Annotated in this window: 10 protein-coding genes; 6 read left to right on the top strand and 4 right to left on the bottom strand. The window is 35.8% G+C overall.

Annotated elements, in window-relative coordinates; translation table 11 throughout:
* Positions 1-16 precede the first annotated feature (16 nt).
* The 4 genes from JS605_RS10330 to JS605_RS10315 form a co-directional block, all read right to left on the bottom strand.
* Positions 17-2326 (bottom strand): glycoside hydrolase family 65 protein, encoded by a 2310-nt coding sequence (locus JS605_RS10330; protein WP_203257646.1) that lies wholly within the window; start codon positions 2324-2326, stop codon positions 17-19.
* Positions 2307-2996: a beta-phosphoglucomutase gene (gene pgmB, locus JS605_RS10325; protein ID WP_203257645.1), complete on the bottom strand. Its 690-nt coding sequence runs from the start codon at positions 2994-2996 to the stop codon at positions 2307-2309. Before pgmB ends, JS605_RS10330 begins: the two co-directional genes overlap by 20 nt.
* Before the next feature lie 72 nt (positions 2997-3068).
* On the bottom strand, positions 3069-4427 hold the full coding sequence (locus tag JS605_RS10320) for an MFS transporter (protein WP_203257644.1): 1359 nt from the start codon (positions 4425-4427) through the stop codon (positions 3069-3071).
* 154 nt (positions 4428-4581) lie between these two features.
* Positions 4582-5655: a LacI family DNA-binding transcriptional regulator gene (locus tag JS605_RS10315; protein WP_203257643.1), complete on the bottom strand. Its 1074-nt coding sequence runs from the start codon at positions 5653-5655 to the stop codon at positions 4582-4584.
* Between the two features lie 248 nt (positions 5656-5903).
* On the opposite strand from JS605_RS10315, the gene JS605_RS10310 reads away from it, so the two are divergent.
* From JS605_RS10310 to JS605_RS10285, 6 genes are all read left to right on the top strand, one after another.
* Entirely contained in the window at positions 5904-8849 is a 2946-nt protein-coding gene (locus JS605_RS10310; RefSeq protein ID WP_203257642.1) for a SusC/RagA family TonB-linked outer membrane protein, read from the top strand.
* Positions 8850-8859: 10 nt separating this feature from the next.
* Positions 8860-10464: a RagB/SusD family nutrient uptake outer membrane protein gene (locus JS605_RS10305; RefSeq protein WP_203257641.1), complete on the top strand. Its 1605-nt coding sequence runs from the start codon at positions 8860-8862 to the stop codon at positions 10462-10464.
* Between the two features lie 17 nt (positions 10465-10481).
* Positions 10482-11615 (top strand): SusE domain-containing protein, encoded by a 1134-nt coding sequence (locus JS605_RS10300; RefSeq protein WP_203257640.1) that lies wholly within the window; start codon positions 10482-10484, stop codon positions 11613-11615.
* 24 nt (positions 11616-11639) lie between these two features.
* Positions 11640-13316 carry a SusE domain-containing protein gene (locus JS605_RS10295; protein ID WP_203257639.1) on the top strand — a complete coding sequence of 559 codons (1677 nt, stop codon included), beginning with the start codon at positions 11640-11642 and terminating at the stop codon, positions 13314-13316.
* An 82-nt stretch (positions 13317-13398) separates the two neighbouring features.
* The gene (locus JS605_RS10290) at positions 13399-16716 is read left to right on the top strand and encodes an alpha-amylase family glycosyl hydrolase (RefSeq protein ID WP_203257638.1); all 3318 of its coding nucleotides are present in this window, start codon (positions 13399-13401) and stop codon (positions 16714-16716) included.
* Entirely contained in the window at positions 16716-17444 is a 729-nt protein-coding gene (locus tag JS605_RS10285) for a hypothetical protein (RefSeq protein ID WP_203257637.1), read from the top strand. Before JS605_RS10290 ends, JS605_RS10285 begins: the two co-directional genes overlap by 1 nt.
* Positions 17445-17452: the final 8 nt, after the last annotated feature.

Here is a 17452-nt window from a genome sequence, read left to right as displayed (position 1 = left end):
ATTTTGACTTTTAAAATTAGCTTACAGCCTTGAGCACATTACTTTCTAGTACTAACGCCTTGTCGTTAAAAAGAATCTCTAATGCTTCACCACATAACATTTCAAAACAGGTTTGCTCTTGGGTTACGTTTACTTTTAAAACGTGGTCTCTAAAATTAATTTTAAATGAGTAGCCTTTCCATTGCTTTGGGATTTTAGGCGCAAAGGATAACTTCCCGTCCTTTACTCGCATACCACCAAAACCTTCAACAATACTCATCCAAGTTCCTGCCATTGAAGTAATATGCAACCCTTCATGAACTTCGTGGTTGTAATCGTCCAAATCTAAACGAGAGGTACGTAAATAGAACGTATAAGCTTGCTCCATTCTGCCTAATTTTGCGGCTTGTATACTGTGTACACATGGCGAAAGTGAACTTTCATGTACTGTAAAGGGTTCATAGAAATCAAAATGACGCTCTAATTCCTCATCTGTAAATTGATCTTCAAAAAAGTAAAACCCTTGCAGCACATCTGCTTGTTTAATATATGGTGAGCGTAATATTCTATCCCAACTCCATTTCTGATTTATTGGTCTTTGTGTTTTTGGTAAATCTTTTACGGAAATCAATTCCTTATCTAAGAAACCATCTTGTTGCAAATACACTTGATGTTTCTCTGAATACGGAAAATACATATTGTCTGCCACGGCTTTCCATAGTGCTAATTCCTTTTTAGTAAGTTTTACTTTTTTAGCAATTCTAGAAAAATCCGAAGCAAACTCTAGTTCTACTTTTTCAATTTGTTGTAAAGTATAATCAATACACCACTTTGCTAGGTAATTTGTGTACCAATTGTTATTGACATTATTTTCATATTCATTAGGGCCGGTAACTCCTAAAATAACGTATTTATTTTTTGCTTTAGAGAAGTTAGCACGTTGCTGCCAAAAACGTGAAATACCTATCAACACTTCAAGACCTTTTTCTGGAATGTAACTATAATCTCCAGTAAAACGATGATAATTATAAATGGCAAAGGCTATAGCGCCGTTTCTATGTATTTCCTCAAAAGTAATTTCCCATTCGTTGTGGCACTCTTCTCCATTCATCGTAACCATTGGATATAGTGCTGCTCCATCTTTAAACCCTAACTTTTCAGCATTTTCAATGGCTTTTTCTAAATGGTTGTAACGATATTCTAAAAGTGTACGGGCTACGTTTTGGTTTTTTGTAGCCATGTAAAATGGAATACAATAGGCCTCGGTATCCCAATAGGTACTACCTCCATATTTTTCTCCTGTAAATCCTTTAGGTCCTATGTTTAATCTCGAATCTTTACCCAAATAGGTTTGATTCAATTGAAATATGTTAAAGCGAATACCTTGCTGCGCTTTTACATCGCCTTCAATTGTGATGTCTCCCATTTCCCAGATAGTGGCCCACGCTTTTTCTTGGTCTTTCAACATCTGCACAAATCCTTTCTTTGTAGCTGTTTTTAGAACCTGTTTGGCTGCTTTAACCAATTTACTTTTATCATGATACCTATCTACAGTATAACCTCCATATTTTTGAATACTATACGTTTTACCTTTCTTTACTGAATAACCATAACTAAAGGCCACAGAATTTGCATCGGCCACAATATTATGTTCCACTAAAATGGGTTTACCTGAAATATAAACTTTAGATTCCATAAACGTACAGGTATGGAAATCGGTTTTCATGGTTTTTGCCTCAATAAAAGCTTGCTGGTTGATATGACTTATATGTGTTGTATCCCAAAATTTATCATCCCAATTGGTATCTTCATTTGTAATTCCTGAATCTAAATATGGTTCGTATACTATTTCAGCATCCATATTTAGTGGTGTTACTTCATAATTAATAACACCTATTTCATCTAAATCCAAGCTCAAAAAACGTTTGGTTTCTACCTGCACTTCTACATCATTTTTTAATGTTGCCTTAAAACTTCTTGATAGCCAACCTTGTTTCATATTAAGCTCTCGCGTAAAATCTTTTATGGATTTACAAGTGTTTAAATCAAGAGGTTCTCCGTTTATAAATACATTTATTCCTATCCAACTTGGAGCATTGAGTACTTTTGCAAAATACTCTGGATAGCCATTTTTCCACCAACCCACTCGTGTTTTATCTGGATAGTACACCCCCGCTATGTAACTGCCTTGAAAGGTATCTCCTGTGTAAGATTCCTCAAAATTAGCGCGTTGCCCCATGGCACCGTTGCCTATACTAAATAAACTCTCTGAAGACTTTACGCGACTTGCATCAAAGCCTTCCTCTATAATCGACCAACTATCTGGTTTAATATAATTTTGGTTCATTTTTCTTGAATATTTTTTCTGAAATAACACTGGTAAAAAAATCTTCGGGTATTTCAGTTAAATCGTTAAAATTAAAATGGGCATCTTTAAGCGTTTGCTTATCCCCAATACCTACTGATATCATGTTTGCCGCATTAGCAGCTTCAACTCCAGCAATTGCATCTTCAAAAACCACACACTGTCTTGTGTCTAGATTCAGTTTTTTGGCACCTATTAAAAATACTTCTGGATCAGGTTTTGCCCTAGAAACACTATTTCCATCAACTATATCTACAAATCGATGGAGAAGCCCCACCTGTTTCAAAATCAATGGTGCATTTTTACTTGCAGATCCCAATACATACTGTATACCTAGAACATCTAAAGCATTTAAAAGCTTGTTTACTCCTGGCAGAATTTCATCTGCCCCCATTTTATAGATGTACTCTAAATACTGTTCGTTCTTACTAATAAGATATGCCTGTTTTTTTGCTTCGGAAATTTCTATTTTACCAATACTTAAAAGTATTTCTAGAGACCGTACACGGCTCACACCTTTAAGTCGTTCGTTATGGGCTTCGGTAAACTCAAACCCTAATTGGTCTGCTAAATCTTTCCAGGCTAAAAAGTGATATTTAGCGGTATCAACAATAACACCGTCTAAATCGAATATGACTCCTATTTTATTCATTTTAAAAGCCCCCTAGCCCCCAGTTGGGGGAACTCTTACTCGGGCGGATAAGAGTATTTTGTTAATACTATATTATTCAATTACATCATCAACGTCTTTGACTTTAAACACCAAAGCCGCTGCTATTAAAAAACTAATACCACTCATTACTAAAGCTATTACGGCTTGGTTTCCATACAGATACTTTACCAAAGGACCGCCAATAAGCGCATTAATAATTTGAGGGATAACAATAAAGAAATTGAAGATTCCCATGTAAACCCCCATCTTTTTGGGAGAGATAGACCCCGCTAATATGGCATAAGGCATTGCTAAAATACTTGCCCATGCTACCCCAACACCAATCATTGATAGTATTAACCAATTTTTATCTGGCATAACGTAAATGGAAAGTAACCCCAAACCACCAATAATTAAGGATATTGAATGTGTTTTCTTCCTCCCTACTTTTTTAGCGATATAGGGTAATGCAAAAGCATAAAGTGTAGATACTAAATTGTAAACCCCAAAGAGAATTCCAACCCAATCCCCAGCTTCTTGATACGATACACTATTGCTATCATCAAAAGCTAAACCATAAGTATGTTGTGCAATTGCTGGGGTTGCAAATACCCACATTCCAAAAAGACCAAACCAAGAAAAGAATTGCACCCAACTTAGTTGACGCATAGTTTCCGGCATCTTTTTAAAATCCTCAAAAATATCCAGCAAACTTGATTTTTCCTCCGCTCCATCTTTTTCCAAAGCTGAGGAATGTGCTTTTACATCTTCAAAGCTAGCTAGTTCTTCCGGCGAGTATTCCTTGGTATTGGTAACCGTCACTAAAATTGAAACTATTAGTACAATAGCTCCAATAATAAATGATAATACTAAATGAAAAGGTACTGTTCCTTCAACTGATGCGTTGGATACTCCAAACCAGTTAGCCAAAGCATAAGGTAAAAAAGATCCGATTACAGCCCCAAATCCAATTAGGGCGGTTTGTATACTAAAACCAAGGGTTCGCTGATCTGTTCTTAAATTATCACCAACCAGAGCGCGAAAAGGCTCCATGGCGATATTGAACGAAGCATCCATAATCATGAGCATACCAGCACCTACCCACAATGCAGGCATAAATGCTATAAAAATATCTGCCTGAGGCATTAATATTAAACCAATAGAGGCAAGAATAGCTCCTACTAAAAAATAAGGCTTACGTCTACCAAAGCGTCCCCAAGTTTTGTCGCTGTAATGTCCTATGATTGGTTGAACAATTAGCCCCATTAATGGTGCAATTATCCAAAACCATGATAATTCGTGAACATCTGCTCCAAATATTTGGAGGATCCTACTGGCATTAGCATTTTGGAGGGCAAAACCCATTTGAATTCCCAAGAATCCGAAACTCATGTTCCAAATTTCCCAGAAACTTAATCTACGCTTTTCCATGAATAGTATATTTTGTTAATACTATTTGATAAGCGGTATATACTTATCAAAACTTATTGAGAAGTGAAAATATAAGTCTTGATTTCAATACCAAAGATAGAAAAGAATTTCGGTTTTCCTAATACAACATTAAATGTAACTATGTTGTACGAAACTATTTAGTAGATTCCCGTTCTATGATTTCGGTTTCTATAACTACCTTTATAAAGTCTTTCTTTGTGTCGTTATTTGTGAAGTACTGTTCAGCATCAGCCTCCTCTGCTTCCAATCTATCAATCAACAAGTTAGCTGATTGTTCTCCCATTTTTTGACCATGTTGACTCACTGTTGTTAGGCTCGGCGTAGCATGTTTGGAAAGCACACCATCTGTAAAACCAATTACTTGCATATCATCTGGAATACTTAAACCTAATTTCCTAGCAACTTTCATTGCCGTAACGGCATAAAGCTCGTTTACCGCAAAAATACCGTCGATACTTGGGTTTGATTTTAAAAAATGTGCAATTTCAGTTTCTAAAACTTCTACATGATTTTCAACGTCTAAACTATCATCTATCTTAAGAATAAGGTTAGAATCTGCCGCTCTTCCACTATTTTGGAGTGCCTCTAAATATCCTTGAGTCCTTAATCTACCAACACTCACATAATCCATAGTGGTAATAAGCGCTATATTTTTACAATCGTTTTCAACTAACTTTTTTACTGCTTTAACTGCCCCATTAAAATCATCTACTATAACCTTATCACAATCTACTTCACTTACCACCCTATCAAACATCACAATGGGCATCCCTTGATTTATGGTTTCATTAAAATGATGATAATCCTGTTTAAGTAATGTCTCTTTAGAAATCGAGAGAATAAACCCGTCAATACTACCATTAGCCAGCATTTCCATGTTTATAATCTCCTTGGTAAACGATTCGTTTGACAAACCAACAATTACATTATAACCACGCCTATTAGCCACCCGTTCAATACCTCGAATTACAGTTGAGAAAAAATGATGTACGATTTCTGGAATTAGTATGCCTATAGTTTTGGTTTTTCTATTCTTTAAGCTAAGTGCAATATTATTGGGCTTGTAATTGTAAAGTTTAGCAAAAGCTTGAATCTTTTTTGTTGTATCCTCACTAATCTCCTTACTATTACTCAGTGCCTTAGAAACTGTTGAAACAGAGACATCTAACTCCTTGGCAATCTGCTTTAATGTAATCTTTTTCTTCATAGCTAAAATTTAGCTCTAAAATAAACAATAATCTTTGGTTTCTTCAATTTTAAATTTCATTTCTATTTGGTTTGAAAATGAGAATTTATTAATTTATACGTAAAAAAATAAAAAGTTGTCAACACGAAAACGTTTTCGTTGTTTTTTTCGTAATACAAAATTATTTCTTAACAATTTCTTTACATAGTTTTGGTCTGAGAAGTGAAAATATAAACTGACTAACTCAGAACATTAAATTAACAAAACTAATGAAAACAAATACTCAAAAATTACTGTTTTTGATGCTATGCTTACCTGTATTTTTGTTTGGGCAAACTGTAGTTAAGGGAACAGTAACAGAACAGTCAACTTCCATCCCACTTCCCGGTGTTAATGTCGTTATTAAAGGAACAACAACAGGAACTACCACCGATTTTGATGGAAATTATCAAATACAAGTCAATAACGGCGATGTTATTGTTTTTTCTTATGTAGGTTATGCATCACAGGAAATTACGTATTCTGGTCAATCTACTTTAGATGTGCAACTAAGTGAAGATGCAGCACAATTAGAGGAAGTGGTTGTAATAGGTTATGGTACTACTACCAAAAAAGATGCTACAGGCTCTGTTGAGGCCATTACTTCCAAAGGGTTTACTAAAGGTAATATTGTAACTCCTGAGAACTTAATTAACGGACGTATTGCTGGTGTAAGTGTTAATACCAGTGGCGCTCCAGGTTCTGGATCTCAAATTAGAATTCGTGGTGGCGCCTCTATTAATGGCTCTAACGACCCTCTAATTATCATTGACGGATTGCCAATTTCAAATGATGGCGTTACAGGTTCTAGAGGTGTGTTAGCCTCTATTAATCCAAATGATATTGATTCCTTTTCTGTTTTAAAGGATGCTTCAGCCACTGCAATTTACGGTTCTCGAGCATCAAACGGTGTAATAATTATTGTTACCAAAAAAGGAAAATCTACATTTAGTGCCACTTATGATACACAGTATAGCTTTGGTGAAGTAACCAATACCATTGATGTGTTTTCAGCTGATGCCTACAGACAATTAGTAGCATCTCAGCCCATTAATGGTACTACAATCGATGAAAGCTTGTTAGGAAACGCTAACACAAACTGGCAAAATGAAATTTTTAGAAATACTGTGTCTTCCCAACATAATATTTCTATGCAAGGATCTTTATTTAAAGTGTTACCCGCAAGATTTTCTTTTAGTGTTGTAGACCAAGAAGGTGCTTTAAAAGCATCTAAATTCGAAAGACGTAACTTAAGTTTATCATTAAACCCTAAGTTTTTTGATGATCATTTAAAAGTAAGCCTTAATGCGAACTTTGCATTTGAGGATAACCGATTTGCTGATGCAGGACAAATTGGTGCTGCAATGCGTTATGATCCTACACAACCTGTATTTGATGCTGATTCTCCTTTTGGTGGATTCTATCAGCATAGAACTGGAAACCAAGTAGCAAACGGTACTACCAACCCTGTTGCGCAATTATTACAAAGAACTAACCTTGGTGATGCCAATAGACTTTATGGTAATTTAAATTTTGATTATAAATTTCACTTTCTACCTGAACTGAGAGCTGTAGTAAATCTTGGTTATGACAAAACTGAAGCTAAAGGCTTTGATACAAGAGATAGATTACAAGCAACTACAGATCAAGACATTCTATTCAAGGGAGAGTCTAGACAAAACACTCAAGAGAGAACAAACGAGCTATTTGATGGATACCTTAACTACAAAAAAGACATAGATAATGTAGGTTTAGATTTTACTGCTGGTTATTCTTACCAAAGATTTACTAATGGAGGTAAAAATGGTAGAAATATAACTGATCCATTGAGTGTTGATGATTTTTACACTGATCCTGATGTAGTACTGATTGGCTTCTTTGGTAGAGCTAACTTCTCATTAGATGATAAATATTTATTGACTCTTACTTACAGACGCGATGGAACTTCTCGTTTTAGCAAAGAAAACCAATGGGGTAACTTCCCAGCTGCTGCTTTTGCTTGGAGTATTAGTGATGAAGATTTCATGAACGATTCTAAAGTATTTTCAAACTTGAAATTACGTTTGGGTTATGGTATTACTGGTCAACAAAGTATAACTGAAAAGGATATTTTCTTAAACCGTTACAGAGGAGGTATAGCAAACTCTCAATTTCAATTTGGTAATGAAATTATTGAGTCTTTGATAGCTTCTGAAATAAATCCAGATCTAAAATGGGAAGAAACCACTACAATGGAAGTTGGGATAGATTATGGACTATTCAATAACAAAGTTTCTGGTTCATTAAATTTCTTCCAAAAAAACTCAACAGATTTATTGTTTACGGCTGCTGTTCCTGATGGTGCCAACTTTTCCAACAGTGTTATTCAAAACATTGGAGAATTACAAATACAAGGTTTAGAATTCTCTGTGAATACTGATGTTATAAGTAATGACGACTTAAAAGTAGACTTTAACTTTAATGCTACATTATTAGACAGAGAAGTTAAAGAATTAGCTTTAGGGCAAGATGTGAGAACTGGGGGTATTAGTGGAGGAACCGGTACAAATATTCAATTACACAGAGAAGGCGAAGCACCAAATTCATTTTATGTCTTCAAACAATTGTACGATGGTAATGGAAGGCCTATTGAAGGGGCTTATGCCGATTTAAATGGGGATAACATTATCAACGATAATGATAGATATATTAAAGAAAACCCTGGAGCAAATGCAATTTTTGGTTTTCAATCTAATGTTTTTTATAAAAACTTAGATTTCTCATTTAACTTAAGAGCAAACCTTGGAAATTATGTTTATAATAACGTAAAATCTTCTAGAGCACAATACGAATTATTATTGGATAACGCAGTACTAGGCAACATCCCTACTAGTGTTTTAGATACTGATTTTCAAAGAACTGCCGATGTTATTATTTCAGATCTTTTTGTTGAAAATGCATCATTCTTAAGAATGGACAACATAACTTTAGGATACACCTTTAACAAAATATCTAAAACACTTAAGAGTGTTAGAGTTTGGGGTGGTGTTCAAAATGTATTCACAATAACAAACTACAGTGGTTTAGATCCTGAAGTTACCGATAATGACTCAGACCTAACACTTACGTTAGGTATAGATAATGTAGTATATCCAAGACCAAGAACTGTTTTGGTAGGAGCTAACATTAAATTTTAAAAAAACAACTATGAAAACAAGATTTAAAATGCACAAAACAATTGGAGTAATATGCTTTTGTCTCTTAGCGCTAGTATCGTGTACCGATGATTTAAATATTACCCCTAACGATGATCAAACTGTTTTAAGTGAAAACCTTTTTGAAGATGAAAGCGCTTACGAACAAGTTTTAGCTGGTATTTATGCAAATTTAGCATTAACAGGAACTGATGGCCCTGAGAGTTCTAACTTAAAAGATATTGATGCTGGTACTAGTCAATTTGGGCGTGTATTATTATACACTCAAACACTTACTACAGATTTAATGGTATGGTCTTATGAAAACGATGCTGGTACCAGAGAACTTCAAAGAAATATCTGGACAGCCCAAAACCCTCTATTATTAGGAATGTTTAGTAGAGCTCATTTATCTGTAGCATTGGCAAATAACTTTTTACGCGAAACTACTGATGATAAATTAGACTCTAGAAATGTTTCTGAAAGCACAAGAAATAATATCCCTGAATATAGAGCGGAAGCAAGACTAATGAGAGCTATGGCATATTATTATTTGATGGATTTATTTGGAAAAGCAAACTTTACAGATGAAAACACACCATTAAATACACAACCAGAAGTTTATGAAAGAGCACAACTATTCTCTTTTATAGAGGCAGAATTATTAGATATTGAAGATGATTTAGTTGCCCCTAGACAAAACGAATATGGAAGAGCTGATAGCGCTGTTGCCCAAATGATTTTAGCTAAAATTTATTTAAATGCTGAAGTTTACATAAGTGAGAATCGCTATAGCGATTGTATGAGTTATTGTGAGAAGATCATTGGTGGAGGTTATGAATTAGCAGATAGTTATTTACATAATTTTATGGCAGATAACAATACTAATTCTGCAACCAAGGAAATTATTTTTCCAATTGTATCTGATGGAGTAACCACTCAAAATTATGGACCGACAACAGTTATGGTAAATGGCTCTGTTGGAAGTTTAGAAAAAAATGGAGATGAAGTTGGTGTAGGCACCGAAGGCTGGGGAGGTGCTTTAAGAATAAAAAGACAATTTGCTGAACTTTTTGGTGCTGCATTTGCAAATGATGACAGAAACACTGTAATCTCTGCAGACAGACCAATCGATATCCCAGACATATCTGATAGAGATACAGGATATGTTATCCAAAAATATTCTAATGCAACCTCAACGGGCGGATTCGGTGCCGATAAAACATTTGTTGACACAGACTTTCCTCTATACAGACTTGCTGATGTATACCTGATGTATGCTGAAGCACACTTAAGAGGCGGTGGAGGCAATTTAACTACTGCCGTTGAATATATTAATGCATTAAGAACCAGAGCAAATAACCCTAGTACCATTTCATCTGGAGATCTAACCCTTGATTTTATTTTGGATGAAAGAGCTCGTGAGTTACACTGGGAAGCGCACAGAAGACAAGATTTAATTAGATATAGTAGATACACTGGCGGGAATTATAACTGGGCTTGGAAAGGTAATGGGAGTAATGGAATCGCAATACCTTCACATTTTGATGTATTCCCAATACCAACAGGTAGTATAGCTGCTAATCCAGATAACTTGAAACAAAATACAGGGTACTAAAACTAAATAAAATTAAGATGATGAAAACAATAAAACGAATTTCAGCACTTTGCATGATTGGGTTAGTTTTACTATGCCTTGGTTCATGTGATGATGATTCAACACTATTTACCGTATCTGATCCTAACGCACCTGTATTGGCAGATTTAGGAATTACTCAAATTGAATTAGATGCTGCCAATACAGGAAACCCTGCCATAGCACTAAACTGGTCTGAGTCTGATTATGGACAACCAACAGCAGTAAGCTACGCCGTACAATTTTCAATGGATGAAGCATTTACTGCGCCAGTTACGGCAACAAGTGTTACAGGACGCAATAACATTACATTATCCATTGGAGAAGTAAATGCTGCAGCTGGTAATGCAGGTTTAAACCCATTTGAATGGGCTACATTGTACACAAGAGTTGTTGCTTCATTAGGTACACAACAAAGTGAAGCAATAAATTCTAACATCCTTCAATTTGAAGTATTTCCTTTTTTCAATTATACATTTAATGACTATTATTTAGTTGGAAACGGCACTGCTCCTGGGTGGGATAACAATGCTAATAACCCACCATTATTTAGAGACGCAGATAATGCTAACCAATACTATTATACTGGTTTCTTTACTAAAGGTGGAGGCGATTTTAACGACGGAAGATTTAAAGTTTTAGAATTTAGAGGTTTATGGCAACCACAATGGGGCGTAACTGATAATGAAGGCGAGGATGAAATCAAAACTGATGGGGATATAGCAGGAAATCCTGCAACTCAAGATGGAGACCCTGGTCGTTTTGGAGTTCCATCTGATGGATACTACGAATTCACAATAAACTTTTCTACAAAGAAGTATACAATGACCCCTTTTGATGCTTCAGGAGCTACTATGTTCTCTGGTATGAGCATTCAAGGATCAAGTGTTGCAACTACTGCAATGACACAACTAACATTTGACGGGCATATTTGGTATGCTGCTGGAATTCGCTTAACACCCGGCGAAGTATCATTCTTAACAGACACAGGAGCTACTTGGGGTGCTGGTACTGGTTTTTCAGGTGTAGCTACAAACGGAGGAAGTGCTATTCCTGTGGTTGTTGAAGACGATTATGATGTTTGGTTTAACACCTTAACCGGTCGTTACATCCTTATACCATTAAATTTATAAGACTAACGTAATAATTAAAGAGAAATGAAATCAATTATAAATAAAATAGGTCTTCTACTGCTAGTAGTAACTCTAGTGTTTACATCTTGCGAGACAGAAGAAACCTTAGAAATTACAACTCCAGAAGCAGAGTTTATATTAAATACACCAGGTATTAGTACCGTGTTTTTAAATTTTGCATTACCAGATAACCCTGCGTTTACAATTTCATGGAATGATGAGGTAACTGGAAGCTCATCATATACTGTTGAGATGGCAACTGATGCCGACTTTACATCTCCTATGACGTTAGGAACTTCTGATTCCAATAACTTTTCAATGTCAGTTTCAGAATTTAATAATGCACTCACATCAACTGGAAATACTCAATTTAAAGATATTCCTGTTTATATGAGAGTTCTGGCTAGTAATCAAATTAGTAATAGCATTTTAATACTAGCCACTACTTATCCAGTTAACGAGCCTACCATTAATAGTGTAGCTGATGGCGATACATTTGTATTATCCATTGACAATAATGACGCTGTTGCAATGACATTTGAATGGACAGATCCTATTCTAGACTCTTCTTTAAATTTAGATGTTGAGTATATATTACAAGCTGCTTTAGCCGGTACTAATTTTGCAGTACCCGTTGAAGCAGGAACTGCGACAAACACAAACAGTATTACTCTTACTAACGCTCAACTAAATGCTGCAGCTATTCAAAGTGGCATTGAAGCTGATACTACAGGTAATTTAGATTTGCGTTTAGTTGCTATAATTACAGATAACGCTTCTGGCAGTGTTCTAGAAAGAACTACAGATCCAGTAACTATCACAGTAACAACCTATGCTACAGCTTTAGATTTATCAACTAATTGGGGAGTAGTTGGATCTGCTGCAAATGATTGGGGGGCAACTCCTGATTTACCATTCTTTAAAACAGATACTGATGGCGTATTAGCTGCCTATGTAAACCTGATTGATGGTGAGATCAAGTTTAGAGAGAATAATGATTGGGCAAACAATTTAGGCGACAATGATGCCGATGGCACACTAGAACAAGGCGGAGCAAATATTGCAGTAACTGCTGGTTCATATAAAATTACAATGAACTTAAATGACTTTACCTATACCATTGAACCTTTCTCTCTAGGAATTGTGGGTGGTGCCTATAACGATTGGGGGGCAACTCCTGATTTTATGCTAGAGTATGATCAGTACTCTGATGTATTTAGAGGTATCGTTACGCTTATTGATGGCGAAATGAAATTTAGAATGAACAACGATTGGGGTACCAATTGGGGTGATGATGGTGCAGATGGCACTTTAGAACTTAACGGAGCAAACATTGTTGTAACTGCTGGAATTTATATAGCCACAGTAAATATGAATGATTTAACATACACCTTAGAACCAATCGATTATGTTTGGGGGCTTGTTGGTGGTGCTTATAATGATTGGGGGGCTACGCCAGATGCACAATTCACAAGAGATTGGTCTCGTCCATTTGATGATATTTGGATTTTAAATGATGTAACACTTATTGATGGTGAATTTAAGTTTAGAGCCAATAACGACTGGGGAACAAACTATGGAGACGATGGTGGCGATGGTGTATTGGAGCTAAACGGTGCCAATATTTTAGCAACCGCTGGAACATACTCTTTCGTTCTAGACTTCTCAGACCCTGCAAACCCAACATATACACAAAATTAAGTTTAGTTTAGTTGAGAGTGTCTAAAAAAGGCTGTGTCAATTCTTGTACAGCCTTTTTTGATTAAATTTTAAAGGAACAAATATGAAAAAGAAAATATTTTTTTTCCTCTTTCTGTGTAGCGCATTAGTTTATGGACAGTCTGTATCTACTGTACCCGCAATTCCAACTGCGGATAATGCCCTAACCATAACATTTGATGCGACAGGTTCTGAGCTTGAAAATTACACAGGAGATGTTTACGCTCACACTGGTGTTCTTACCTCAGAATCTACAAGCAATACAGATTGGAAATATGTTATAGGCTCTTGGGGAAACAACGCCCTACAGCCAAGGTTAACACGGTTAACGACTAACACTTATGAGCTTTCTATTACACCAGACATTGCATCGTTTTATAACGTAGGTACTGGAGAAACCATAACCAATATAGCCATTGTGTTTAGAAGTGCTGATGGTAACCAACAATCTAGACCAGATCTATTTATAGAGGTTTTTGAGGCTGGTTTAAACATTACAATCACAAATCCTTCAAACGATGATGTTTTTGATGTAAACGATAACATTACGATTACAGCAGAATCCAGCACTACAGCTAATTTAGAGCTAAAAGTTAATAACACTACCATTGGTACCGAAACCGCCTCAACTAGCATTGCTACATCATACACATTTACTACTACAGGGGCATTCACTATTAATGCAAGTGCTGTACAAGGTGCAGAAACTAGAGAAGAAACCATTTGGGTTTACGTAAAAACACCCACGCAAACAGAAACTGCCCCAACTGGTCTAGAGTATGGTTTAAACAAAAACAATGATGGCTCTGTAACTTTTGTATTGCAAGCTCCGATGAAAACTGATGTTTTCCTCATAGGGAGTTTTAACAATTGGGGAGTAGATCCAATGTACCAAATGAAAAAAGATGGCGATACGTTTTGGCTTACATTAAACGGCCTTGATCCCGATACCGAATATGCATATCAATACTTTATAGATTATACGTTGCGTCTTGCAGACCCTTACTCAAAAAAAGTACTAGACCCTAGTAATGACCAATTCATTTCAGATACCACTTACCCTAATTTAATGGATTACCCAGAAGGTGCTTCAGGCATTGTATCCACCTTTCAAATTAATGAAGTAGCCTATAACTGGCAAGTCGATTCATTTTCTAAACCTAACCAAGAAAACCTGATAGTTTACGAAATGTTAATTCGTGACTTTACCGAAAATGATTCGTTTTTAGCAGCTATGACGCATCTAGACTACCTTGAAAATCTAGGTATTAATGCAATCGAATTAATGCCAGTCAGCGAATTTGAAGGTAACGATAGCTGGGGTTATAACCCGTCGTTTCATGGGGCTTTAGATAAATATTATGGCACTCAAAATCATTTTAAAGCATTTGTAGATGCATGTCATGAAAAAGGTATTGCTGTTATAATTGATGTAGTGTACAACCATGCGTTTAGTCAAAGCCCGCTTGCACAAATGTATTGGGATAGTGCTAATTTTAAACCAACAGCAGATAACCCTTGGCTAAACCCAGATGCACGACACCCATTTAATGTAGGATACGATTTTAACCATGAAAGCGAATACACTAAAACCTTTGTAAAACAAACCCTAAAATATTGGATTGAGGAATTTAGAGTAGACGGGTTTAGATTTGACTTATCTAAAGGATTTACACAAACCAATAATCCAGATAACGTAGGTGCGTGGGGCAATCGTGATGCTTCACGTATAGCGATACTTCAGGACTACGGCAACTACATTTGGAATAATGTGTCAAGTGATGCTTACTTGATTTTAGAACATTTTGCAGACAATTCTGAAGAAAAAGAACTGGCGGACTATGGTTTTATGTTCTGGGGTAACTTAAACCACAGTTTTAACCAAAACACAATGGGATTTGCCTCTGATACTAATGTATCTTGGTTATCCTATACCGAGCGTAATTGGAACGCCCCTCATGTTGTTGGCTACATGGAGAGTCATGACGAAGAGCGACTTATGGTTAGAAACATTAACAATGGTAATTCCAATGCAGAGCACGATACTAAAGATTTTCAAACGGCATTAAACAGGATTAAAGCCGCTACAGCAATTTTTTATAGCGTACCTGGACCTAAAATGCTATGGCAATTTGGCGAACTGGGTTACGATAAAAGTATAAACTGTGAAAACGATATTACCAATGGTAACTGTCGCTTAGATAGGAAGCCAGTAGCTTGGACTTTAAATTATGATGAAGATGAGGACCGTTTAGATTTATACCGAGTTACTGCCAAAATGATACAATTAAAAACAGATTACCCTTCAACGTTTAACACAGATGATTTTAGTTACAGTTTAGACGGCCTAGTAAAACGTATTAATTTAAATGATAATACTGGAAACTTTGATGTAGTGGTAATTGCTAATTTTGATATTGTTGAACAATCCATAACCCCAAACTTTTCAAAAACAGGCACATGGTACAATATTCTTGAAAACAATAAACCTCTTGATGTTACCAATGTATCATCTTCAATAGCATTAGCACCCGGAGAATACCGTGTTTATGGTACGCAACCTGTTATAGATCCTAATGATTTAGATAGTGATGGTGTTCCTAATACAGATGATGCCTGTGCCAATACACCAATAGGAGCAAACGTTGACGCTACAGGCTGTGAAGTATTTATTTTACCAGCCACCAATTTTAGGCTACAAATTGCCAGTGAAACATGCAGAAATAGTAACAACGGCATTATTGATATAATGGCAGTAAAAAATTTAAACTACACAGTGGCAATTACTGGAAATGGTTTAAATACTTCTGAAACTTTTACAAGCACATACATAAAATCCGATTTAAGCGCAGGAGATTATCGTGTATGCATCACTGTGGATGGACAAGCTAATTATGAGCAATGTTTTAATATCACTATTACAGAACCTGAGGATTTATCAGTATCCTCCAAAGTTATTGAAAGTAAAAATGTAGTTGCTTTAAGTTTGGATGGTGGCGAGTTATATAAAATTGACATAAATGGTACCATTACCGAAACTACAGCATCACAAATAGAATTACCATTACAAATCGGGAAAAACAATATAACAATTAAAACCGATAAAGACTGCCAAGGTGTTTATAAAACATCACTCTTTTTAGAGAGCAAAGCCCTTATAAGCCCCAATCCTTTTGATGGTTATCTTGATGTATTTACAGGTGTATCAAATGGTACAAATGCATCGATAGAAGTGTACTCCATTCTAGGAAATCAAGTTTATAATACTACCAGTATAAAGTCTAACTTAAACATTGACACCACTGGTCTTTCAAAAGGCATTTATATACTTAGAGTTACCACAGATGCAAGCATTAAAACATTTAAAATCATAAAAGAATAATGAAAAAGTTAAGTACATATATCTTAGTGGGTGTTATCATATGTGGCTTCCATTTTAGCTGTAGCAGTGGTGGAGGTGGAGATGATGATATGTCAAGCCCAGATCCTGACCCAATTGCCATGGACCCGCCAAGTGCAGCTGCGTTGGTGTTTCCAGAACAAAACTCAGAATGTACAACGGGTTCTAATCTAACCAGTACAGAAAGTACGATTGTTTTTAATTGGAATGATGCCAGTAATGCAACTTCATATCAATTATTTGTTAAAAATTTAAACACACAAAACACTCAAAATTACACCTCTAACGTTTCAGAAAAAAGTGTAACGATTATGAGAGGCACACCTTATTCTTGGTATGTTATTTCAAAAAATTCAGGTACAGAAACTGCTCAAAGTCCAACATGGAAATTTTACAATGCAGGAGAGGCTGTATCATCCTATGCTCCTTTTCCAGCTGAATTAATATCACCTGCTCTGTCTGAAACTCTAGATGCAACAACTACAAGTGTTGTATTAGAATGGAACGGAGCCGATGTAGAAAATGATATAAAGGAGTATGATGTGTTTTTTGGCACTGAAAACTCTCCAACAAATAAAGAAGTTACTACTAACAGTAATAGCACATCAGTAAGCGTGAGCTCAGGAAACACATACTATTGGAAAATTATAACTTACGACGAGCAGAATCATAATTCTGAATCGCAAGTATTTCAATTTCATATAGAATAAAACTTCTA

Origin of the sequence: Hyunsoonleella ulvae (assembly GCF_016827605.1) — a bacterium.
Lineage (GTDB): Bacteria > Bacteroidota > Bacteroidia > Flavobacteriales > Flavobacteriaceae > Jejuia > Jejuia ulvae.
Note: the sequence above shows the minus strand (reverse complement) of the source record. Positions and strands in the feature narration are given on the sequence as shown.